We start from the raw sequence: 23,153 nt of genomic DNA, 5'->3' as shown, positions 1-23,153 counted from the left end.
TGAAAGAAATAACGTGATTTAGATCAAATTTTTAGATTTATCGTATATCTCAACCTAAACTTAAAAGAAAAGTGAGGGATTGATTATGCGCTGGTTTTTAATGTTGCTTGTTTGCGTTGGTGCCAACTTTAGTATGGCCAATGACGTGTCAGAGAAAAATAAAGATTTAACTCAATTTGATATGCCTTTGCTACTTGGAGATTGGTATTTGATCAATCCAGATTCAAATAAATCGTCTGAAAACTTTTTAGCAATAAAGTTAACTTTAGAGTCAAATTATTCATTCCAGATTGATATCCAGAAAAAAGATTACACCGTTGATCATTGGGAAGGGTTATTTGCCGCAAATGATGACACCATCATTCTTGGTTTGAACACTTCCGAACCTCAAGTTTATAATTATTCAAGCAACCATCATATGCTAAATTTGAACGGTGTCATGTTTACTAAAGCATTACCTAACGCTCTCGCTGGGATGTGGTCGAGTGAGCATTTAAGTGGCGATGATTTATTAGCAAGTAATGTTAATAAAATGGATTTACTACTACAGCCTGATTTTGTATTCCAATTCAAAGTATCTTCAGATGAAGGAAGTGAGGCCATTCATCGAGGTGTTTACTACACTGAAGGTGATAACTTAGTGTTGCTATATAAGAACGGTGAGCAGAACACAACATACCGACTTGATAGCGATAAACTGACATTAGAAAACGAAAACGGCGACATGTACGCAGTGCTCAATCGCGTCAAATAGGCTAAAAATAATTCTATTACTAATATTAATATTTTTAGCCTTTAATATTAATCCTGGATGTAAATTCAGCAGCTAAACGGGGTATTTCCGCTAAATACCTCGTTTTTTTATTGCTAGGCTTGTTTTATGCCTCAACAAGTCGTAGAACTACTCTGTTAAAGATTCCCTTAAAAGTATTACGTACAAGGATTAAGACATGGCACACACCCCACAAGCCAAATATCGTAAAGATTATCAATCTCCATCTCACACAATTTCAGACCTTGATCTGACTTTCGACTTACATGATAAAGCCACTTTAGTCACCGCTGTATCTCAAGTAAAACAGCAACTAGATAGCACAACGCTGAATCTAGAGGGTGACAATGTAGAGCTTAAATCTATCAGTGTTAACGGAGAAGAGTGGAGTGACTACACGATTCATCCTGCTTCGTTAGAGATTGCAAACTTACCGAGTGAGTTTGAGTTGGTGATTGTTACCTTGATTGATCCTGAAGCAAACAGTGCATTAGAAGGTTTGTATAAATCTGGCGGTGCGTTCTGCACCCAGTGTGAAGCTGAAGGCTTCCGTCGTATAACTTACTACATGGATCGCCCAGACGTATTAGCCAAATTTACGACAACAGTTATTGCTGATAAAGCGCAGTACCCATTGTTATTGAGCAATGGTAATCGAGTTGATGAAGGCGAAGTCGAAGGTGGCCGTCACTGGGTTAAATGGCAAGATCCACATCCTAAACCTGCCTACTTATTTGCGCTTGTCGCTGGCGACTTTGATGTACTCCGCGATAAGTACACCACGAAATCAGGTCGTGATGTTGCACTAGAAATCTTTGTAGATAAAGGCAATCTAGATCGTGCTAGCCATGCAATGGTATCGTTGATTAACTCAATGAAATGGGATGAAGAGCGCTTCGACCTTGAATACGATCTTGATATTTACATGATCGTTGCTGTCGATTTTTTCAATATGGGCGCAATGGAGAACAAAGGATTAAATATCTTTAACTCTAAGTTTGTTCTAGCAAATAACCAAACTGCAACCGATGCCGATTACTTAGGTATTGAAGCCGTTATAGGTCATGAGTATTTCCACAACTGGACAGGAAACCGCGTTACCTGCCGTGATTGGTTCCAGCTCAGTTTGAAGGAAGGCTTAACCGTCTTTAGAGATCAAGAGTTCTCATCGGATCTTGGTTCTCGTGCTGTAAATCGAATCGGAAATGTTCGTACTATTCGTGGCCCTCAATTTGCTGAAGATGCGAGCCCAATGTCTCACCCAATTCGTCCAGAAAAAGTCATTGAGATGAATAACTTCTACACATTGACTGTGTACGAAAAGGGCAGCGAAGTCATCCGCATGATGCATACTTTGCTTGGTGAAGTAGGTTTCCAAAAAGGGATGAAGTTATACTTTGAACGCCATGATGGCACCGCAGCAACATGTGAAGATTTCGTTGCTGCAATGGAGCAAGCAAGTGGTGTCGATTTAACTCAGTTCCGTTTGTGGTACAGCCAATCAGGTACGCCGACTCTTCGTGTTGAAAGTGACTATGATGCAGAAAACAAAACCTATTCATTAACGGTTGAGCAATCTACAGAAGCGACACATGAACAGAAAGAGAAACAAGCACTTCATATTCCATTCGATATTGAACTATATAGTGCAAGTGGCGAACCGATTACGCTACAGTGTAACGGTGAAAAAGTTCACAATGTGCTGGATGTTAAGCAAGATAAACAGATTTTCGTTTTTGAAAATGTAACAGAACAGCCGATTCCATCTCTATTAAGAGAATTTTCTGCGCCTGTTAAATTAGAATACGATTACTCTGATGATGAACTGATCTTCTTAATGGTTAACGCACGCAATGAGTTTGCTCGTTGGGATGCAAGCCAAATGCTACTGGGTAAATACATTCGTACCAATATCGACAATGTCCAGCAAGGTAAGGATGTTGAACTGCCAGAGTCCGTCATCGATGCATTCCGCGGCGTATTGCTGAATGAAGAACTAGAACCTGCCTTTATTTCAGAAGTATTAAGCTTACCAAATCACAACGAAGTCTCTGGTTGGTTTAAACAAGTGGATGTGGATGCGATTGCTACTGTCTTGAAAGAGATGAAAGTAACGCTAGCTCAAAACTTGAATGATGAATTGTCAGCAACTTACCATAGCCTAAAACAAGATGAGTACACGATAGAACATGCTGCGATTGGCAAACGTTCATTACGTAATACATGTTTGGCTTTCCTAGCAAATAATGAGAATGGTGATGCGTTAGTAGTAGAGCAGTACAGCTCGGCTAACAACATGACTGACACGATTGCGGCAATGTCTGCAGCGAATGCAGCACAGTTACCTTGTCGTGAAACCTTGATGCAAGATTACAGTGACAAGTGGAAACATGATGGACTTGTCATGGACAAATGGTTTGCGCTTCAAGGGATGAATCCTGCACCTAATGCTTTAGATAATATTAAAGTGTCAATGGAACATTCAGCATTTAGCTTGAAAAACCCTAACCGTACTCGTAATTTGATTGGTTCGTTCTTGAATTTCAATGCGGTTCAATTTCATGCGAAATCAGGTGAAGGTTATCAATTTGCAGGAGAGATCCTACGCGAGTTAAATAGCAGCAATCCACAAGTTGCTTCGCGCCTTATTGATCCATTACTTAAGTACCGCCGCTATGATCAACAGCGCCAAGATTTGATCAAAGTGGAGCTTGAGAAATTAAAAGCAATGGATAATCTAGCAAAAGATTTGTTTGAAAAAGTAACGAAAGCACTAGAAGCTTAATTTGTTATTTTGATAAAGTGGTGGTGCACATTCAGTGTGCCACCTTTTTCATTTATAACGATTTAAAAATATCATGAACTATTACCATTTTTCACTAAACATCAGCTACCAAGCTTTTTTCTCTCACTACTCAGGCGCAGCAAGCACCGTGCAAGTTGTTACAGAAAATGGGTTGCGTTTGCAATTGCCAGCATCACGATTTCGCCCGTTTATTAGCCAAATTGGCCTTAAAGGACGCTTTAGACTAACAACTGACCAAAATAACAGGTTTATAAAGTTAGAAGCTCTGTGACCTTCAAGATTTTCAGAGAGTTAAATAGAATCTTAATCACATTATCAAACATTTCACCTCCTACCAGCCCCAAAACAATTAACTATTTATCAATAAAACTTTTACAATAAGATTAAGCATTACCTAAGCTAGATATGCAAATCTGGCGATCCCCTATAATAAAGATAAATCTAATTGTGGAGTATGAATATGACCGCGCGTGAAATTGTAGTGCCGGTTCTGCTTGAAAAAGTGTACCAACTTATTCAAGACAAACTCGAGCTTGCTCATCAGCCTTTAGTTACACATCTCGCTAAACATATGTTTAGTAATATTTCACAGGATGATTTAGTCCAAAGGAATGAATCTGATCTTTATGGTGCAATAATCAGCCTATGGCATCATATCTCAGAAAAGAAAGCGGAAGACATTTCGGTACGGGTTTTCAATCCAACAGTAAGCCGCCAAGGTTGGCAATCGACACATACTATTGTCGAAATTGTCGTTCCAGATAGTCCATTTCTTGTCGATTCTGTAAAGATGGCTCTCAACCGTCTTGATCTCTCTTCTCACCTGATGCTTCATGGTCCAACTCAACTTGATCGTACAAAGGATGGCGCAATTGTCGATGTGAATAATGGCAAAGGTGCTTTCCAATCTCTTTTTCATGTAGAAGTGGATAGATTGAGCAGCAAAGAAGAGATGACTCACCTTAAAAATGAGTTAATAGAAATTCTCAATGATACAGGTTTGGTGGTCAATGATTGGTTACTAATGGTTGAACGCCTTGAAGAAGTGACCAATCAAGTTGAAGCAAATAAATCGATTATTCCAATTGAGAGCGACCGTTTTGATGAAACAACCGCATTTATCCGTTGGTTAGGTGATCACAACTTTACCTTTATGGGGTACAAAGAGTACGACCTTGTTTCTGAAAATGGGGATACTCTTCTTAGACCAACAAAGGATAAAGGCTTAGGGCTATTTGCTAATCCAGATCGCGTAAGAAGTGTGAAGTTATCTGAATTCTCAGATTCTGCGCGTTTAGAAGCAAAGAAACCATTTTTGCTGATACTGACAAAAGGCAACACAGCTTCTCGTATACATCGTCCAGCTTATACCGATTATATTGGTATCAAAAAGTTTGATGAAAATGGCAAAGTGACAGGTGAACACCGCTTTACTGGGTTGTATACATCAGCTGTTTATAACCAAGGTGTCGCAAGCATTCCATTGGTTCGTGAGAAAGTAAAACGTATCCTAGATGCGAGTCAATATCGTGATGGTTCGTACTCCTATAAAGCGCTTCACAATATTTTAGAAAACTATCCTCGTGATGAGCTTATCCAAGCAAAAGAAGAAGAGCTTCTTGAAGTCGGGATGGGCGTGGTTCAAATGCAAGATAGAGATATGTTGCGTTTGTTCGTACGTAAAGACCCGTTTGGTCGTTTCTTTAGTTGCATGGTTTACGTTACCAAAGACCGTTACAACACGGAACTTCGCCGCCAGACTCAACGCATTTTGAAGCAGTACTTTGGCTGTGAACAAGAAGTAGAATTTACGACTTATTTTTCAGAGAGCCCACTAGCGAGAACGCATTACATTGTTCGTGCAAACGAAAGCAATATCAATGTTGACGCAAAAACGATCGAGCAAAATCTAATGGAAGTATCTTCATCTTGGGACGATCGTTTATCCGATTCTATTGTTGCAAACTTTGGTGAAAGCAAAGGTTTACCGCTGTCCAAAGAGTACATGCGAGCTTTCCCACGTTCATACAAAGATGACATGATGCCAGGCTCTGCGGTTGCTGATATTGAAAGACTTGAAGCATTAAGTGAAGAGAATAAGCTGGGGATGCTGTTTTATCGTCCACAAGAAGAAACTGCAGACTCAAAAGCGGTGCGCTTGAAGCTGTTTTATCACAGTGATGAGCCAATCCACCTTTCAGACGTAATGCCAATGCTTGAAAACCTTGGTTTACGTGTTATCGGTGAGTCTCCATACGAAGTTAGAAAATCCAATGGTCGTACGTACTGGATCCTTGATTTCTCCATGCTTCATAAAAGTGAAGCAACCGTCGATCTTAGAGAAGCAAGAGATCGTTTCCAACAAGCATTTGCGGCAATTTGGTCTGGTGAGTTAGAGAGTGATGGATTTAACCGTTTGGTTCTTGGAGCGGGTCTAACTGGGCGTGAAATTTCAATTTTACGTGCTTATGCTCGCTATATGCGTCAAGTCGGCTTCCCATTCAGTCAGCAGTACATTGAAGAAACACTGTCTCATTATCCTAATCTAGCAAAAGGGTTAGTCGATCTTTTTGTTAAGCGTTTTGATCCAAAAGCGAAAGGCCGAATCAAAGGTCAAACCGATTTGATCGCGAAGATCACTGAACAGCTTGATCACGTAGAAAGTCTCGATGATGACCGAATTATTCGTCGTTATATGGAGATGATTTCTGCCACGCTGCGTACCAACTACTACCAGTTGGATGAGAATAAACAGTCTAAACCTTGGCTCGCTTTAAAAATGAAGCCGAAAGATATCCCAGAAATTCCGGCACCTGTGCCAGAGTTTGAGATATTTGTGTACGCACCAGATATTGAAGGTGTGCACCTACGTGGAGGCAAGGTCGCACGTGGTGGTTTACGTTGGTCAGATCGCCAAGAAGATTTCCGTACTGAGATTCTAGGTTTAGTAAAAGCTCAACAAGTAAAAAATACCGTAATCGTACCCGTGGGTGCAAAAGGTGGCTTCGTTTGTAAACGTCAGCATAACTTCACTACTCGTGATGCGATTTTTGCAGAAGGTCAGCGCTGTTATAAACGATTCATTCGCGCACTTCTGGATGTTTCAGATAATATCATTGAAGGTGAGGTAAGCCCTCCGAAGAACGTGGTTCGTCATGATGAAGATGACCCGTATTTGGTTGTAGCCGCAGATAAAGGTACTGCTACATTCTCTGATTTAGCGAACTCAGTGTCAGAAGAGTACAATTTCTGGCTAGGTGATGCCTTTGCTTCTGGTGGATCTAATGGTTACGACCATAAAGCAATGGGTATTACTGCGAAAGGGGGTTGGGAGTCGGTTAAACGTCATTTCCGTGAAATGGGTATTGATTGCCAACAAACGGATTTCACCGCAATTGGCGTCGGTGATATGGCTGGGGACGTGTTTGGTAATGGCATGTTGCTATCGAAACATATTCGCATGCAAGCCGCGTTTAACCACATGCATATTTTCATTGACCCGAATCCCGAGTCGGCACCAAGTTGGGAAGAGCGAAACCGTCTGTTCAACCTGCCAAGATCAAGTTGGGAAGATTACAATACGGATCTCATCTCTAAAGGTGGTGGTATTTTCTCTCGTCGAGCTAAGTCTATCTCTCTGACACCTGAGATCCAGAAGATGCTTGGTACGAAGAAAGGATCCGTAACGCCAAATGATTTGATCAAAATGATCTTGAAAATGAACGTTGATCTACTTTGGAATGGGGGGATTGGTACTTATGTTAAGGCCTCTACTGAAACCCATACGAATGTCGGTGACCGCGCAAATGATTCGCTCCGTATTGATGGTAAAGATCTTAAAGCTAAGATTGTCGGAGAAGGCGGCAACTTGGGTATGACTCAGTTAGGTCGTATTGAATACGCTCTTACTGGCGGTCGTGTGAATACAGACTTTGTCGATAACGTTGGGGGCGTAGACTGCTCTGATAATGAAGTTAACATTAAGATTTTCTTGAATGGTTTAGTCTCAAATGGCGATATGACGGTTAAGCAGCGTAATCAAGTGCTTGAGTCAATGGAAGATGAAGTGGGTGAGATCGTTCTGGATGATGCTTACTGCCAGGCTGAATCAATCTCTGTGACGGAACATCAAGGGGTATCATTGGTGAAAGAGCAGATACGCTTTATTCACGCAATGGAGAAAGGTGGCTACCTAGATCGTGCTCTTGAGTACATCCCTGATGATGAGACACTACTAGAAAGAGAGAAATTGGGTAAAGCGCTCACTCGACCAGAACTTTCGGTTCTGATTGCTTATGGCAAAATGGTGCTTAAAGAAGATCTTGTTTGTGATGAAATTGCAAAAGATGAGTTCCATTCACAGCAATTAACACAATACTTCCCGACAGCGTTACGTCGTAACTATTTATCACATATGGATAACCATCCGTTACGTGCAGAAATTATAGCAACAGGTCTCGCCAACCAAATGGTTAATGAGATGGGCTGCAATTTTGTCACTCGTTTGCAAGAGGAGACAGGGGCGACTATTGCCGACATTGCGAATTCTTATGCCGCTGCGCGTGAAATATTTGGTTTGGGTGAGGTTCTTAAGAACTTACGACAGTTAGATAACCAAGCGGAATCAACGGCACAATATGATTTAATGTTTTATGTTCGTCGTACACTTCGCCGTTTATCTCGTTGGTTACTACGAAATAGAACAGGTAAGTTATCAGTTAAAGAACTCATTGCTCTTTATCAAAATGATGTCGATACCATTGTTGATAAGCTTGATGACCTACTGGTTCCTGATGAAGTTGCAGAACATAATGAGTTAGCGAAGTCATGGATTGATCGCGGCATTGATACTGAACTTGCTAATTATGTTGCAAGGTTGTCTAGTTTATACTCAGCACTGGATATATCCACAGTATCCCGTGAAAAAGGTAAAACAGTCGTTCAAGCGGCTAAGTTGTACTTTAACTTGGGTGACAGACTTTCACTTCACTGGTTCTTGAAGCAAATTAACGGTCAAGGCGTAGATAATAACTGGCAAGCACTTGCAAGAGCTGCATTCCGAGAAGACTTAGATTGGCAACAACGCCAATTAACGGGACAAGTTCTGAGTTGTGGTTGCGCGCCAGAAGATCTTGATGTGATGAAGGCGCTTGATGAGTGGATTGACGCGAATTCAATTTCTCTTCATCGCTGGGAGAGCATCTTAAATGAGTTCAAAGTTGGTTCTGTTCATGAATTTGCTAAATTTTCCGTCGCTTTACGGGAATTGATGTTATTAAATTTGAATTGTTCGGCAAATGAGTAAATAATACAGCCCCGTTTATACGGGGCTTTTTATTATCGGAGGCACAATGCTCTACCGTCTTGCCAGAAGTGGCTTTTTCCAACTTGATGCCGAAAAGGCACATGATCTTGCAATCCAAAATCTTCAACGCTTTACCGGCACACCTATTGATCTTTTTTATCGTCAACAACTACCTCAACGTTCAGTTGAATGCATGGGACTTACTTTTAAGAACCCTGTAGGGCTAGCGGCTGGCTTAGATAAAAATGGCGAATGTATCGATGCTTTCGGTGCAATGGGCTTTGGTTTCATTGAAGTCGGCACGGTTACTCCTCTTCCTCAACCGGGCAATGATAAACCACGTATGTTCCGCCTTGTTGAAGCGGAAGGTATCATCAATCGTATGGGCTTTAATAATCTTGGCGTAGATGTACTCGTCGAGAATGTTAAGCGTTCAAATTACGATGGCGTACTTGGGATTAACATTGGTAAAAACAAAGATACACCAATCGAAAAGGGTAGCGATGATTACCTAATTTGTATGGAAAAAGTGTATCAGTACGCAGGCTATATTGCGGTAAACATCTCTTCACCAAATACTCCTGGTCTTCGTTCTCTTCAATATGGAGAGGCTCTTGATGAATTGCTTTCAGATCTAAAAGTGAAACAATCAGAGTTAGAACAGAAACATGGTAAGTATGTACCTCTTGCATTGAAAATTGCACCAGATTTGAGTGATGATGAAATTAGTCAGATTTGCCAATCTCTGATCAACAATAAGATCGATGGTGTTATCGCAACCAACACCACTCTTGATCGCTCAATCGTTGAAGGAATGAAGTTTTCAAATGAAGCGGGCGGTTTAAGTGGACGTCCTGTTCAATCACGCAGTACTGAAGTCGTTCGTAAGCTTCATGAAGAACTTGGTGATAAACTCCCGATTATAGGAGTGGGTGGTATCGACTCTTATGTTGCAGCAAAAGAGAAGATGATGGCTGGCGCTAAACTCGTACAGGTTTACTCAGGCTTCATCTATAAAGGTCCAGGTTTAGTACGAGATATCGTTAAAAATCTATAAATTTATTAAATTGCAATAAGTTACTGGGTCGTTTTAAATGTAGAAGGGGAAATGATTTCCCCTTTTTTTTTTCGCTTTGCTTTGTAGAATTGTATTTATTGAAGAAATAGCAGTGGTGCTTTTTTTTAATTCCTACGTTTATCTTGAAGATATGAGACAAAGTAATGTTGAAACCGAGCGATACATGGAAGTGGTATTTTGAAGACGAGAGCTCTAGCTTAATGCTAGATCTCGGTCAAAATATGCTGTTTCAAACAAACTTGGTTCGTAAACTATTGGTTGACTGTGCAATTGGAAATAATGAATTCACAGTTGATGATGCCTCTGCTTTTCAAACATACAAAGAACAAATCCAATATTTAGGCTTAAGCGAACCTCGCCAAGCCGAACTTACCTTATATTGCGTAGCGGCTAAACGTTTCCATAAACCAGTACAACCTAAGAGCTGGTTCTTCGATTATCAAGGCGAAGGCTATCAGCCTTGTGAAGGTGATATTATTAGCTTGGTCAATGAGAACGGGCAAGGACACTTCATCGTTCTAGAGGTAGGGGATAACGCTAGCCTGTGTATATCGGTAGAGCGTGACTCATTTATGCTTACTTCATCCAAAATGCTCAATTTTGGTGATTCTATTAAAGTGATGCATGACCGCATGGCATGTGCAAATCATATCCTAGCATCTAATCACATTGCATTAGTCGGCTAACAATCCCTTAATGCCCAGCACCTTGATGTCCAACACAGTTTAATTCCCACTACATAGCTAGTTATCAGCCTCCTTCTGCTATAACTCAATTATTCACGTCACCATTCCGTTAAATACTCCTTCCTTGAATAACTCCATTAAATTCGCCCGTAAATTCTTGTAAAAAATAGGCTTAATGGGTGGGGGAGATTAACAGATATTCTCTGTATTAATGAGAATGTCAATAAATAAGCCATATAGCCTATATATCTTAGATGTAATATAAGGTGTCACTAGCCCCCAAATTGCCTATTAATCAATCAATATATCTACCCTGTATGTGTCTTACTAATGATACGTATACAGAAAATGAAAATATTTTTCTCTCGTTGTGACACTTTCAAGCACTGCATATCCTCCTTAATGCCAATATTATTCCCTGTTTATGAAGATTTGTAGCTAAATTTCACCTTAAAAACCAATCTGGTATAGTCCAAAATTAGCGCGAATAAGTATTCACTATCAATAAACCCCTTTGTTTATGGTGCTGATTCAAGAGTGCTGAGTTTTCGAATGAAAATGTCGATAGAGAAGCTAAGCTGGTGGTTTGATGAGCATTTGAGCGGTTTTAGAAAGAAAAGAATCAGTTAGTTTGATGAATCCTCTGCAATCTCAGGTATAATCAAGCTCATTTTTTTATTAATAAAAGAACACTATGAATCAATATCTAGCGGTTACCTCAAACGGCCTTGAGAACCTATTAGTTGAAGAACTAAAGCAATTAGGGATCTCTGACCCAAAACCGGTTCAAGCCGGTGTGAAATTTAAAGCAACGAATGAACAGATCTACCGTTGCTGTTTGTGGAGTCGTTTAGCATCTAGATTTGTACGTGTTTTGTCTGAATTCACTTGCCAAGATGATATGGACTTGTACTTGTCATCAACATCAGTGAACTGGGTAAATCACTTCCACAGTTCAAAGCGATTTGTTGTTGATTTCAACGGTACAAATAATGAGATACGTAATAGTCAATATGGCGCAATGAAAGTAAAAGATGCGGTTGTTGATTGTTTCGAAAAGAAAGGTTTACCTCGTCCTTCGATCAGTAAAGATCAGCCGGATCTTCGTATTCACGTACGTTTACACCGTGATAAAGCTTTGATTGGTATTGATATGGTGGGGAGTGGTCTTCATCAGCGTGGTTACCGCCCAGAGTCTGGCCGAGCGCCTTTACGTGAAACGCTTGCAGCTGCCGTTATTCTACGTAGTGGCTGGGATGCAACGAAACCTTTCTTAGACCCTATGTGTGGTTCTGGTACGTTGGTCATTGAAGCTGCGATGATGGCAGCGAATATGGCACCAGGTGTTAAGCGCCAATCTTGGGGCTTCCAAGCTCTAGAAGATTTTGAGCCAGAAACATGGGCAGAAGTAAAATCTGAAGCAAGCGTACAAGCTCGCCGTGGTGTTAAGAAGGTAGAATGCAAATTCTATGGCGTAGATAACGATCCGCGCGTTTTACAAACTGCGCGTGATAATGCTCGTCGTGCTGGTGTAGAGAGCCTTATCGAATTTACGTTGGGTGATGCGGCTCAACTCAAGAAACCTGCTGAATTTAACAATGGTGTGATTGTCTCAAACCCACCATATGGTGAACGTTTGGGTACAGCTCCTGGCCTTATTGCGCTTTACACTGCGTTTGGTGCGCAACTGAAATCAGAGTTTGGTGGTTGCCAAGCATCAATTTTCTCAAGTAATGATGAGCTGCTTAGTTGCTTACGCATGCGAGCTGAAAAACAGTATAAATTGAATAACGGTGCGTTACCGTGTCACCAAAAGAACTATTCAATCTCAGATCGCCCGATGTCAGAACGTCCGGAAGCTGATCAACAGACCGTTGTCGCTCCTGACTTTGCTAACCGCTTAAAGAAAAACATTGGTAAAATAGGCAAGTGGGCACGTAAAGAGAAACTGGATTGCTACCGAATCTATGATGCAGATTTACCTGAGTACAATGTTGCTATTGACGTATACCCAGGTTACCTTGTGATCCAAGAGTATGCGGCGCCGAAAGATGTACCTGAAGAGAAAGCAAAACGCCGTTTAACCGACATCATTCGAGCAAGCATTCAAGTGACAGGTGTGGATGCAAATAACGTTGTACTTAAAGTTCGTGAAAAACAGAAAGGACGTTCGCAATACCAAAAATTGGCTCAGCAGTCGTCTAAGATGGAAGTCAACGAATACGGCGTTAAGCTTATCGTTAATCTAACAGACTATCTTGATACAGGCCTGTTCCTTGATCATAAGTTGACTCGTCGTAAGCTAGGTGAGTTAGCAGCGGGTAAAGATTTCCTAAACTTGTTCGCGTACACAGGCTCTGCAACAGTTCATGCTGCGTGTGGTGGTGCTAAATCAACGACGACGGTTGATATGTCGAACACTTATTTAGATTGGGCGAAAGAGAACCTTGCGCTGAACGGTCAATCAGGTAAGCAACATAAGTTTGAGCAAGCAGACTGCCTACAGTGGTTAGCGAAGGCGACAGATAAATTCGATCTTATTTTTATCGATCCGCCAACGTTCTCTAACTCAAAGCGTATGGAGCAATCTTTCGATATTCAGCGTGATCATATTATGCTGATGGAGAACTTAAAACGTATCTTGAATGAGCAGGGGACGATTGTTTTCTCTAATAACAAACGTCACTTCAAAATGGATTTAGATGCGTTGAAAGAGTTAGGCTTGTCTGCTCGTAATATTTCACACCAAACCTTACCACTAGATTTCTCACGTAATAAGCACATTCACAATTGCTGGGTGATTACGCACAGTGATGCTGCTCAAGGTTAATTAAAGTGCTGACATTATACAGTACAGAAGGGTGCCATCTATGTGAGATGGCATTCGAACTACTTCAAAGCTTGAATTTGACAGACCAAGTTGAAGTAGTGGATATCGCTTTTGATGATGAGTTGTTTTCACGTTACGGGGTCACAATACCTGTGCTCAAATATCAAAATTCAGAAATTAATTGGCCTTTCGGCCTGCAAGAATTACAAGACTGGTTAAATAACAATGGCATTACTTACCATACATAACGCACAACTGGCTTTTGGTGACCACCCATTACTTGATCATGCAGATTTTGCTCTGCAAGAAAACGAGCGGGTTTGTCTCGTGGGTCGTAATGGTGCGGGTAAATCAACACTGATGAAGATTCTAGCAGGCGATGTTTTGCTAGATGATGGAAAAATTCAGATCACGCAAGATGTTGTTGTTTCTCGATTAGAACAAGATCCACCACGTAACGAAGAAGGTACGGTTTATCAATACGTGTCTGGTGGTTTGGCTGAAGTTGGTGAGCAACTTAAGATCTACCATGATCTTCTTGATCTTATTGCTATCGACCCATCAGAGAAGAATATTAACCGTTTATCTCGTGTACAAGAACAGCTTGATCACTCAAATGCTTGGCGTTTCGAAGATCGTGTAACGAATGTATTAGCTGCTCTTAAATTAGATGCTGAAACCAAACTGACGGAATTATCTGGTGGTTGGCAGCGCAAAGCGGCACTTGCTCGTGCATTAGTGTGTGATCCGGATGTATTACTCCTTGATGAACCAACTAACCACCTTGATGTTACGACAATTGAATGGCTAGAGGGGTTCTTAAAGGATTTTCGTGGGTCAATAATCTTCATTTCTCACGATCGCGCATTCATCAAATCGATGTCGACACGTATTGTTGATTTGGATCGCGGTAAATTGTGCTCTTACCCTGGCGATTACGAAAATTACCTAATAGAGAAAGAAGAAGCGCTGCGTGTTGAAGAGATGCAAAATGCTGAGTTTGATAAAAAGCTTGCTCAAGAGGAAGTTTGGATCAGACAAGGTATCAAAGCCCGTCGTACTCGTAATGAAGGTCGTGTAAGAGCACTTAAGAAACTACGTGAAGAACGTTCTAACCGACGTGAAGTGCAAGGTAAGGCTAATATGCAAATCGATACCTCGGCTCGCTCAGGTAAGATTGTATTTGAAGCTGAAAACCTATCTTTTGCGTTTGAAGGCAAGCAGATTGTTTCTGATTTCAGCTTCAATATTATGCGTGGTGACCGTATCGCACTTATCGGGCCTAATGGCTGTGGTAAGAGTACAGTTCTCAAGTTGTTATTAGACAAATTGCAGCCTGATTCTGGTCGTTTGCATTGTGGTACTAAGTTAGAAGTGGCGTATTTCGATCAATATCGCGAAATTTTAGATCCAGAAAAATCTGTAATTGATAACCTTGCTGAAGGGAAGCAAGAAGTGACTGTCGGCGGCAGAGAGCGTCATGCACTTAGCTACCTTCAAGATTTCTTATTCTCGCCAAAGCGTGCTCGTACGCCAGTTAAAGCACTGTCTGGTGGTGAGAAAAATAGACTGTTATTGGCTCGGATCTTCCTTAAATCGAATAATTTATTGATTCTTGATGAACCAACCAATGATTTAGATATCGAAACATTGGAACTTTTAGAAGATTTGCTTGCCAACTATCAGGGTACTTTACTTCTTGTAAGCCACGATCGTCAGTTTGTAGATAATACGGTAATGACGAGCTGGATATTTGAAGGTAATGGTCAAGTTGAAGAGTTTGTGGGTGGTTATCACGATGCTCAGCAACAAAGGCTGCAAGCTCAGCAGTATCGAGTGGTTGAAAAGTCACCAAAGAAACAGAAAGTGGTTGAGGAAACTCCCAAAACCGCACCAGTAAAAGCTAAAGCGAAGAAGTTATCGTATAAGCTACAGCGAGAGTTAGAACTTTTACCTTCTCGTTTAGAAGAGTTAGAAACACAAATTGAAGCACTGCAGTCTCAAGTGAACGATCCCAATTTCTTTGTTCAGCTAGCAGAGCAAACACAACCCATTTTAGACAAGTTGTCTGCCACCGAGCAGGAGCTTGAAGTTGCTTTTGAGCGTTGGGAAGAGCTTGAAGCAATGCAACAGGAAAGTTAATTGTTAATGAGTCGTATGAATTTAAAGTTAGCTACATTTAAGCTAACCACTGTCGCCGCTACTATTTTAGCTGCGACTTCAGCAAATGCAGCCCTCTACAAGATCGTTGAAGTTGCCCCTACGGGGGTTTCAGCTGATCAATATGTAGAAGTGTATGGTGAAACTATTCAACCTGTTGTTGCTAACTATGATGCAGGAGCCAGTCAATTAGGCTGTTTTGAATCTTCAGCTGATAGCACTGCCTGTGAAGCTTATAAGTTGGCAGGTGATACCCGTAATTGGGCAGAAGGTATCAGTTACCGTGAAGAAGCGCCTTTTGGGATGGACAATTCCTTCAGCTATGTTCAAGAAGCCGGTGATTTTGAAGATTACTGTGATGCTTATTTACAATATAACACCTGCAAAACTTGGGCGAGTGTTGAGTGGGAAGGTTACAGTAAAGAACTGAACAAAGAACAAAATGCATTAGCTTTTGTTGAAGGCGACGCAAGTGCTTGGATAAACAGTAATTTTAATAATGTGATTAATGCTCTTACTTCTGATGGGAAACCTGTAGGCAACCAGAGTATTATTGATGGTACAAGAAACCAAGCGGTTGCGCCGAATGCGTTAACTCTTACTGATGTACCATATCAATCACGAGCATGGTTTAGTGATGGTACATATAGTGCTGGTAGCGTTTCGACAGCAGTAACCAATGATAATGGTGCTTACTACGCATCAAAAGCGGCTATTTGGAACGGTTCTAAAACAGTTGAACTAGATTGGGCGGCTGGTGGTGTAGAGAAAGATGAAGATGCGCTAGCACAAGCAAGTCTTCGTTCATTTTATGTCGATGCAGATAAGATCATTGCGGTTGGCTTTAATAATTACGACGATCAGTACATGAATGCCACCGTGTTCGAAAGTACTTCTAAAGACTTAGCAGCTGCAACTTGGACTCAGAAGCCTATTAGTGGTGTGCAAAGAACTGCCAGCGACAGTGTTTATCTTCACTCTACTGCAGTCGACATTAATAAAAACCATCTTATTCTTGGACAAGCGAAGCACTACAATAGTGGTAATGCCGATAGCGGTGCGTATCCAGATAAAATTTTTGTTTCAACTTATGATGACTCTACGGATGGAACTACTACCACGATGCTAAATGGCACTGAATCTATTTTCTTTACTGGCGCTGGTGGAAAAGCGGGTGCGATCAATAATTTCAATGAAATTGTTGGCCAAATTGACGCTGAAACCAACCGTGAAGATGGCGGTCGTGCTCGTAAACACCGTGGGTTTATTTATCCTTATGGGACGCAAGCGCAAGGTTCTGTTTCTGATCGCCAAGCTATTTTCGATAATAAAGCATGGTGGTTGGATGATCTAACCAATGGTGAAACTGATGGTGATCTCACTATTTCAGAGGCTAATAATGCTTTCCGTGTCATCGATGCAACAGATATCAACGATGCTGGCGTAATTTCAGCGACGGCAATTAAGTGCTCAGTTGCTGGTGGATACGATACAACGTCACATAATTCATACTGCGGTGGCGGTGACACTCAAGAACAAATCGTTGCGGTGAAGCTGATTCCTATCTCAGACGCAACAAAAGATGATATTCACGTCCGAAGTAATGACCAAACAGCGGTTGAGCGCCAAGGTGCAGGTTTAGGCTGGCTCGTTTTGACAATGCTTGGTTTATTTAGTTTCCGTAGAAAATAAATAAGTTTCGACTTTAAAGCACAAGTTCACATTTTTGAATTTGTGCTTTTTTTTAACTTGAGAAAGTACGTTTTTTGAGCAATTCTTAATTGTGGTGTTAAAAAATACCCGTTGTATGTAAGAAAATAGAATCATCGTAAGAGGACTGCATAATGAAGAGACAAAAACGTGATCGCCTAGATCGAGCGCAATCTCAAGGATATAAAGCAGGTTTAAATGGGAAATCTCAAGAAGCTTGCCCGTATCAACAGATGGACTCTCGTTCGTATTGGCTAGGTGGATGGCGTGATGCCAGAGACGATAAGCAATCGGGACTCTATAAGTAAAATACCTTTCATACAATTATAGGATTTGAAAAGACTCATTTATGGGTCTTTTCTGCGTTAGAGATTAGAGATAGAGACAATTAAATCCTGACGCTGAAGTGCGCATATAAAAAAGCAGCTCAATTGAGCTGCTAATAAAACTTATGAGATTCTCATTTGAACTAGAAGTTAGAGGTATCTTGGAAAAGACCCACTTTTAGATCTTTCGCGACGTAGATTTCTTTTCCATCAACTAACACACGACCATCTGCTAGTCCCATAACTAATCGACGGTTCACAACACGCTTCATATTGATTTCGTAAGTTACTTTCTTAGCCGTAGGTAAGATTTGGCCTGTGAATTTAACTTCACCAACACCTAATGCGCGACCTTTACCTTCGCCACCAACCCAGCCAAGGAAAAATCCAACAAGTTGCCACATTGCATCTAGGCCAAGACAGCCTGGCATTACAGGGTCACCTGGGAAATGGCAGTCAAAAAACCATAGATCAGGAGTAATGTCTAGCTCAGCTAGTATCAAGCCTTTACCAAATTCACCTTCAGTTTCAGACATTTTTGTAATACGGTCCATCATCAACATGTTTGGTGCTGGTAGTTGAGGACGTCCTGGGCCAAAAAGTTCTCCTTGGCTTGACGCTAAAAGATCTTCGCGAGTGTAAGAATCACGTTTATTTTGCATTATCAATTACTCCAATTTTTGATACGTGCATTTTAGTGAACACGTGTACGCTAAACAAGTCCGATCAGTACTAAGCAAACCAGTTCTTGATGCGATCCACAATTCCATGGGGATGCTCGTGTCTTTCGAAATTTTCTATACGTTCTGCAATCTTATTGATCACACTGTCTTCTTGATCTCCACGGAAAGGTTTATCCATGATGATCGGAATGGCTTCATCAACATTCGATACGGACCAAATGTGAAATTCATTATTCTTAATGCTATTTACGACATCTTTGTGTAAAGCAAGATGCTTAAGGTTACTCTTCGGCAATACAACGCCTTGTTTACCAGTGAAGCCTTGGTGTTCGCATACTCGGTAGAAACCTTCAATCTTTTCGTTTAAACCACCAACGGCTTGGACGCGACCAAATTGATCCACAGCACCAGTCACCGCAATCTGTTGATTGATTGGGTACTCTGACAGGGCACTGACAAGCGAACATAACTCAGCAAGTGAAGCGCTGTCGCCATCAACTTCGCAGTATGATTGCTCGAACACGACAGAAGCTGCGTACGGAAGTGGTTCATCGAGGTTTAAAGCGCTGCTGACAAAGGCCTGCATTATCATCATCCCTTTGGCGTGTAAATTGCCACCAAGTTCAGCTTTACGCTCAACGTCAGAGATATCACCATCTCCAAAGTGAATTACACAAGAAATACGAGCGGGTTCACCATAACTAATCGGATGCCCAGGAACGTCAATAACCGTTAAGCCATTCACCTGACCAACTTGCTCACCTTCAGTTTCAATGATGACTTGTCCGTCAAGAATGTCATCGATAGCTCGGTTCGGGAGATAATTTTCCCGGAAAGCTTTATGATCGATCGCTTGATCGATGTGCTCAAAGGCGATGGTTTCATGGTTTGATTCAATCGCAGATTCAGTCAGAATGGTGTTGTGCCAAATTACGCAAACAGGTAGGTATTCTTGATCTTCCGTTTCACGAGCGCCTGCGGTAAGTAATCGAGGTAGGGCATCGATACTTAATTGAGGTAGTTGGTATCGAAAAGTTAACCACTTCAAATATCCCAAATAGAGCTCTAGAGATTGAGGTGTTTCAACCTTCATCTCCATCTCAATTTCACCAAATAAACAAAAACCGGATTGAATGTCTTCATCTAAATAGTCAAGATCGGCTAATTGACCACGATCACCGACAACAATTAACTTGATATCAAATGTTCGTTCCACGACGCTTTGTGTGATCTGTTTTGGAGCACTGTTAATCGCTTGAACACGTTGTCCTAATAGTGCTGATTTTAATTTAATCCACAAAGACGGATTTGCTAAAATCAAATTAGCTGAAATGACAAGGTAGCCGCCATCAGCTTGAGAGAGCAGGCCAGGGACAAGTAAAGAAACTTCCGAGTTGGAAACTGAATAATGATCAAACAGACTCTCTATATCTAGCGTTTCAGCGCATATGACTGGTGACGAGCTAGGAACTAGCGAATGTTCTCGAATACTAGAGATCAGTAGTTCGCGATATACAGCATTATCAGGGGAATTAACAAGTAGCACTCTTGATAGATTAGAAAGTTGATCGAATCTTTGAATTGCACTTCTTAACCTTGGTTGTAGATCTAGGAAGCTCTGTGACTTGATAGATAAAAACTGCTCAAATAGTGGCTGAAACTGCTCATACTGGGGAGTGGCTAAACGCCAATCTTCTTGATTCATCGAGATTACTGTTTAATAAAAAGGATCGAAAGTATATAGAAAAAAGTGAGTAGGTAATAGCAGTATCTAATTCACGATCTGAATCCCTTTTTGACATTGATTATATTGTTTTGATTAAGACCTTGGGTTACGCTGTCACCCTAGCTAACAACGGGATCTTTACACATGAAATATCAGCAACTTGAAAACTTAGAATGTGGCTGGAAATGGCAATATTTAGTTAAAAAATGGAAAGATGGCGCCTCAATAACTAGACACATAGATTCAAGCGAAGCTGACCATGCTGTAGCACAACTAAAACAACTAGAGCACGAGCCAACGCTTGTACTTGAATGGATTGAAAACCATATGGCGTTGGAGTTGGACAACAAGCTTAAACAAGCGATTAGAGCTAAGCGTAAACGTCACTTTAATGCAGAACAAATCCATACAAAGAAGAAGTCCATTGATTTGGATTACCGTGTGTGGGAAAAATTATCGCAACGCGCTGGTGAGCTAGGTTGTACATTATCAGACGCTATAGAATACTTATTGAGTGAAGCTTCCCGTAGTGAAAAGGCAAGTAAAACAGTTACAAATTTAAAAGAAGATCTTAGTAAATTATTATCTGAATAATTGAGGTTACTAATATGATGTATGTAATATTGATTGCAGCCATTTTGGTCCTATGGCTAGTTGCAGTAGATCGCCCAGTATTAAAAATTTCATTTAAAAATGGCATAATTTTAAAGACAAAAGGGCACTTGCCTCCATCATTTAAACACAATCTTGTTGAAATTGGTGACAAAGCCTCTTTTGATGGCGATCTAAAAGTATATAGTCAAAGAACCGGGATGAAATTGGTGTTTTCCAAATCTGTTCCAAAGAAAGTACAGCAGCGAATCAAAAACGTGTTTCCGCACCAAGGTTTCAAATCAAGCGGTAAGAAGAAGAGCAAATAAATGGCTCAATGGCTCCATCGATTAATGGTAACTAGGTTTCATTGTTACACCATCTTGATATCACACTCTCAAGTTTTGCATTTTTGAACGCTGAATAAATACAAATCCGTATACTGCTTACATTCGTAATTCATAGGATCGGAGAGTGTGGCCATGTATTGGAGAGTATGTGTTTTAGCAAGTTTAATGTTTATTAGTAGCCTCTCATTGGCCGATGACTCAGAGAGAAACCCGCTAGCGAAACAGATAAAATCAAAACTTATAAAACATGTAAGAAAGCATACAGATGGTTACGTTGGCTATTGTAATGTCATGATTGAAATGAGGTATGATTCGCGCCGGGCTTCGATTCGATCGGTAAAGACGAGTGGTGATAGCAAAGTATGTAAACTGAGTAAAAAATATCTTCAGAAAGGGACTAAATTTAAATACACCTACCTTGAGAAGTACCTGAATCTTCATATCTCCCCATAAATTTCTGCTGTAATTCAACATAATGACTATATTGATGAAAACTCTTAATGTTAGCTCTGGTAATTAGCTAAAATATGATTATTATTCTGAACCAAGATCTCTTATTACATAATTATCATTTAGCATCATATTCGAGCTAAACTCATAAGATAGTTTTTGCAAAAGGACAGGCAATATTGCTCCTAACAAATAAACGCTATACACCACAGGCTCGAGAGATGGCAAATCGAGTGACAACTGAAGTGTCAGAACGATATGCAAAGTGGCTGATTAACCCTAAATACATTGTTGACCAAAATGATGTAGATAAGCGATTGAGCTTGCAAGACCGTTTCTGTGATGATGTGATTTTTGATGAAAATGACCGGATAACTCGCAATCAACGTATTTTACTTGAATGTGAGCAATCAAGAATAAAAGAGAAAGATGAGAAGCTAGCGACGAAGCAAAAAACATTAAAAAGTGCTATCGATAAAGTTTCAATGATTGCCGAACGAATGATGTGTGAAAAACTGGCATCAGATGAGATGAATCGCTTATTCGGACGTGTACCGGATTTTGGTGAATTAGCATCTTTTGCCTACTCACCGTCACTGAGTTTTCGTAAACTAGGGGAACTTCTGGACAACAGCCATCAGCTTAGTTCGTCTGTTCTTGATTTTGTTAATACGTCAGGTTCAGAACGCTCATCAAATAGTTCTAAAGGGATCGTTGATGCTAAAACAGCATTGGGACTTATTGGAATCGACAATTGTCGTCTTCTGTTCCCGGTCTTAATGGCTCGTCCATTACTTCGCTGGTCAGACAAAAATACGAATCATATGGCACCCAAAATGTGGCAACATTTAGTTGTTACTTCAAATGTAACTCGTATGCGATTACAAGAAACGGATGTTAAATGTCCCGAAGTTGGGGTTCTGTTAGGTACATTGCGGACAATGAGTATGTTTGTGATGAGTAACCTTTGTAGCCAGGTTTTTGAGGATGCTTTGGTTTATGTCATGACTAAATATCGAGAAGTAGGTCTAAAAGATGAATACTATGCTTGTGCTGATATTCAACCATCACTGATCTTTTTGCCTAGTGTTATCCGTAAAATGGATAAGAGTTTAACAGAACGCTTGTTGAATGAAATTGAGTGGAAGCCGGCAACGATTCATCTTAAAAATGCAATTATCGAAGATCTGGAAAATATTGAGATTGAAGAGCGAAGTGCTTATGGTGCTGCGCTAGGTCAGGCTCATAAATTTTCGATTTATGATGCGATGCAAAGAAGTGAAGCTTTTCAAGATAAACACAAACCATATTGGTTTTCTACAGTGCAGATGCCAGGGGCGGCGCTTACCAATATTAAAACGCGCTCGCCAGGAAAGTTAACTTACGCATTGTAGAGGTTGCTTGTAAATCACCAGTGATTAAAGCCAAACATAATAGTGTTTGGCTTTTTTTGGTTGAAAATACATTACAGCGTCACTTAATTTCTCGTTGCGAATCAATTGAAACAATAGTACTAAGTTTAGCAGCGTTTGAGGCCGAATCTTCTCCGCTATCTCGGTGCGTATTATTTGCACCGATTTATGTTGAGTGGTTTGCTTTGCTTAACTGAATCAAAACGTGGGCGAGGGATATGCTCATTCTGGGAGTCAGCTTGCTGGCTCTTTAGATGCTCATCGTGAG

At 40.7% G+C, this 23,153-nt stretch carries 16 protein-coding genes; 14 read left to right on the top strand and 2 right to left on the bottom strand.

Going from position 1 to position 23,153, the window contains the following annotated elements; translation table 11 throughout:
* Nucleotides 1-85: 85 nt before the first annotated feature.
* The 11 genes from F0249_RS17900 to rmf all read left to right on the top strand — a co-directional run bounded on the left by F0249_RS17900 (nt 86) and on the right by rmf (nt 17,655).
* A complete protein-coding gene (locus F0249_RS17900) occupies nt 86-754 on the top strand; it encodes a hypothetical protein (RefSeq protein WP_171757379.1) in 669 nt (222 codons plus the stop codon).
* Between the two features lie 196 nt (nt 755-950).
* The gene (gene pepN, locus F0249_RS17895; RefSeq protein ID WP_171757378.1) at nt 951-3,557 is read left to right on the top strand and encodes an aminopeptidase N; all 2,607 of its coding nucleotides are present in this window, start codon (nt 951-953) and stop codon (nt 3,555-3,557) included.
* Between the two features lie 73 nt (nt 3,558-3,630).
* Nucleotides 3,631-3,849 (top strand): DUF2835 domain-containing protein, encoded by a 219-nt coding sequence (locus tag F0249_RS17890; protein ID WP_136995443.1) that lies wholly within the window; start codon nt 3,631-3,633, stop codon nt 3,847-3,849.
* Between the two features lie 189 nt (nt 3,850-4,038).
* Complete coding sequence (locus F0249_RS17885; RefSeq protein ID WP_171757377.1) at nt 4,039-8,883, top strand: NAD-glutamate dehydrogenase; 4,845 nt, start codon at nt 4,039-4,041, stop codon at nt 8,881-8,883.
* A 46-nt stretch (nt 8,884-8,929) separates the two neighbouring features.
* The gene (gene pyrD, locus F0249_RS17880) at nt 8,930-9,940 is read left to right on the top strand and encodes a quinone-dependent dihydroorotate dehydrogenase (RefSeq protein ID WP_113796658.1); all 1,011 of its coding nucleotides are present in this window, start codon (nt 8,930-8,932) and stop codon (nt 9,938-9,940) included.
* Nucleotides 9,941-10,104: 164 nt separating this feature from the next.
* Nucleotides 10,105-10,647, top strand: coding sequence for a cell division protein ZapC (locus tag F0249_RS17875; RefSeq protein WP_017053644.1), 543 nt, complete (start codon nt 10,105-10,107; stop codon nt 10,645-10,647).
* Nucleotides 10,648-11,341: 694 nt separating this feature from the next.
* Nucleotides 11,342-13,477 (top strand): bifunctional 23S rRNA (guanine(2069)-N(7))-methyltransferase RlmK/23S rRNA (guanine(2445)-N(2))-methyltransferase RlmL, encoded by a 2,136-nt coding sequence (rlmKL, locus tag F0249_RS17870; RefSeq protein ID WP_017053645.1) that lies wholly within the window; start codon nt 11,342-11,344, stop codon nt 13,475-13,477.
* Between the two features lie 5 nt (nt 13,478-13,482).
* Nucleotides 13,483-13,725 carry a glutaredoxin family protein gene (locus F0249_RS17865; RefSeq protein ID WP_084654797.1) on the top strand — a complete coding sequence of 81 codons (243 nt, stop codon included), beginning with the start codon at nt 13,483-13,485 and terminating at the stop codon, nt 13,723-13,725.
* The gene (locus F0249_RS17860) at nt 13,703-15,619 is read left to right on the top strand and encodes an ABC transporter ATP-binding protein (RefSeq protein ID WP_017053647.1); all 1,917 of its coding nucleotides are present in this window, start codon (nt 13,703-13,705) and stop codon (nt 15,617-15,619) included. The genes F0249_RS17865 and F0249_RS17860 overlap by 23 nt, the downstream gene beginning before the upstream one ends.
* Before the next feature lie 15 nt (nt 15,620-15,634).
* Nucleotides 15,635-17,329, top strand: coding sequence for a DUF3466 family protein (locus tag F0249_RS17855; protein ID WP_171757376.1), 1,695 nt, complete (start codon nt 15,635-15,637; stop codon nt 17,327-17,329).
* A gap of 152 nt (nt 17,330-17,481) precedes the next feature.
* Nucleotides 17,482-17,655 (top strand): ribosome modulation factor, encoded by a 174-nt coding sequence (gene rmf, locus F0249_RS17850; protein WP_017053649.1) that lies wholly within the window; start codon nt 17,482-17,484, stop codon nt 17,653-17,655.
* Between the two features lie 161 nt (nt 17,656-17,816).
* Here the strand turns inward: rmf and fabA are convergent, their stop codons facing one another.
* Both fabA and F0249_RS17840 read right to left on the bottom strand, forming a co-directional pair.
* Nucleotides 17,817-18,335 carry a bifunctional 3-hydroxydecanoyl-ACP dehydratase/trans-2-decenoyl-ACP isomerase gene (gene fabA, locus F0249_RS17845; RefSeq protein ID WP_017053650.1) on the bottom strand — a complete coding sequence of 173 codons (519 nt, stop codon included), beginning with the start codon at nt 18,333-18,335 and terminating at the stop codon, nt 17,817-17,819.
* A 70-nt stretch (nt 18,336-18,405) separates the two neighbouring features.
* Nucleotides 18,406-20,061: a Lon protease family protein gene (locus F0249_RS17840; protein WP_171757375.1), complete on the bottom strand. Its 1,656-nt coding sequence runs from the start codon at nt 20,059-20,061 to the stop codon at nt 18,406-18,408.
* A 165-nt stretch (nt 20,062-20,226) separates the two neighbouring features.
* Between F0249_RS17840 and matP the strand changes: the two genes are divergently transcribed.
* The 3 genes from matP to F0249_RS17825 all read left to right on the top strand — a co-directional run bounded on the left by matP (nt 20,227) and on the right by F0249_RS17825 (nt 22,867).
* The gene (matP, locus tag F0249_RS17835) at nt 20,227-20,676 is read left to right on the top strand and encodes a macrodomain Ter protein MatP (RefSeq protein WP_136995449.1); all 450 of its coding nucleotides are present in this window, start codon (nt 20,227-20,229) and stop codon (nt 20,674-20,676) included.
* 14 nt (nt 20,677-20,690) lie between these two features.
* Complete coding sequence (locus F0249_RS17830; protein WP_171757374.1) at nt 20,691-21,002, top strand: DUF3634 family protein; 312 nt, start codon at nt 20,691-20,693, stop codon at nt 21,000-21,002.
* 650 nt (nt 21,003-21,652) lie between these two features.
* On the top strand, nt 21,653-22,867 hold the full coding sequence (locus F0249_RS17825) for an HDOD domain-containing protein (RefSeq protein WP_171757373.1): 1,215 nt from the start codon (nt 21,653-21,655) through the stop codon (nt 22,865-22,867).
* The last annotated feature ends 286 nt before the right edge of the window (nt 22,868-23,153 follow it).

The sequence above is a fragment of the Vibrio sp. 03-59-1 genome (genome assembly GCF_013114135.1).
Taxonomy (GTDB): domain Bacteria; phylum Pseudomonadota; class Gammaproteobacteria; order Enterobacterales; family Vibrionaceae; genus Vibrio; species Vibrio cortegadensis.
Note: the sequence above shows the minus strand (reverse complement) of the source record. Positions and strands in the feature narration are given on the sequence as shown.

Coding starts and splice junctions, on each gene's coding strand:
- F0249_RS17900 (WP_171757379.1), top strand. CDS start 86: ATGCGCTGGTTTTTAATGTTGCTTGTTTGCGTTGGTGCCAACTTTAGT.
- pepN (WP_171757378.1), top strand. CDS start 951: ATGGCACACACCCCACAAGCCAAATATCGTAAAGATTATCAATCTCCA.
- F0249_RS17890 (WP_136995443.1), top strand. CDS start 3,631: ATGAACTATTACCATTTTTCACTAAACATCAGCTACCAAGCTTTTTTC.
- F0249_RS17885 (WP_171757377.1), top strand. CDS start 4,039: ATGACCGCGCGTGAAATTGTAGTGCCGGTTCTGCTTGAAAAAGTGTAC.
- pyrD (WP_113796658.1), top strand. CDS start 8,930: ATGCTCTACCGTCTTGCCAGAAGTGGCTTTTTCCAACTTGATGCCGAA.
- F0249_RS17875 (WP_017053644.1), top strand. CDS start 10,105: ATGTTGAAACCGAGCGATACATGGAAGTGGTATTTTGAAGACGAGAGC.
- rlmKL (WP_017053645.1), top strand. CDS start 11,342: ATGAATCAATATCTAGCGGTTACCTCAAACGGCCTTGAGAACCTATTA.
- F0249_RS17860 (WP_017053647.1), top strand. CDS start 13,703: ATGGCATTACTTACCATACATAACGCACAACTGGCTTTTGGTGACCAC.
- F0249_RS17855 (WP_171757376.1), top strand. CDS start 15,635: ATGAATTTAAAGTTAGCTACATTTAAGCTAACCACTGTCGCCGCTACT.
- rmf (WP_017053649.1), top strand. CDS start 17,482: ATGAAGAGACAAAAACGTGATCGCCTAGATCGAGCGCAATCTCAAGGA.
- fabA (WP_017053650.1), bottom strand. CDS start 18,335: ATGCAAAATAAACGTGATTCTTACACTCGCGAAGATCTTTTAGCGTCA.
- F0249_RS17840 (WP_171757375.1), bottom strand. CDS start 20,061: ATGAATCAAGAAGATTGGCGTTTAGCCACTCCCCAGTATGAGCAGTTT.
- matP (WP_136995449.1), top strand. CDS start 20,227: ATGAAATATCAGCAACTTGAAAACTTAGAATGTGGCTGGAAATGGCAA.
- F0249_RS17830 (WP_171757374.1), top strand. CDS start 20,691: ATGATGTATGTAATATTGATTGCAGCCATTTTGGTCCTATGGCTAGTT.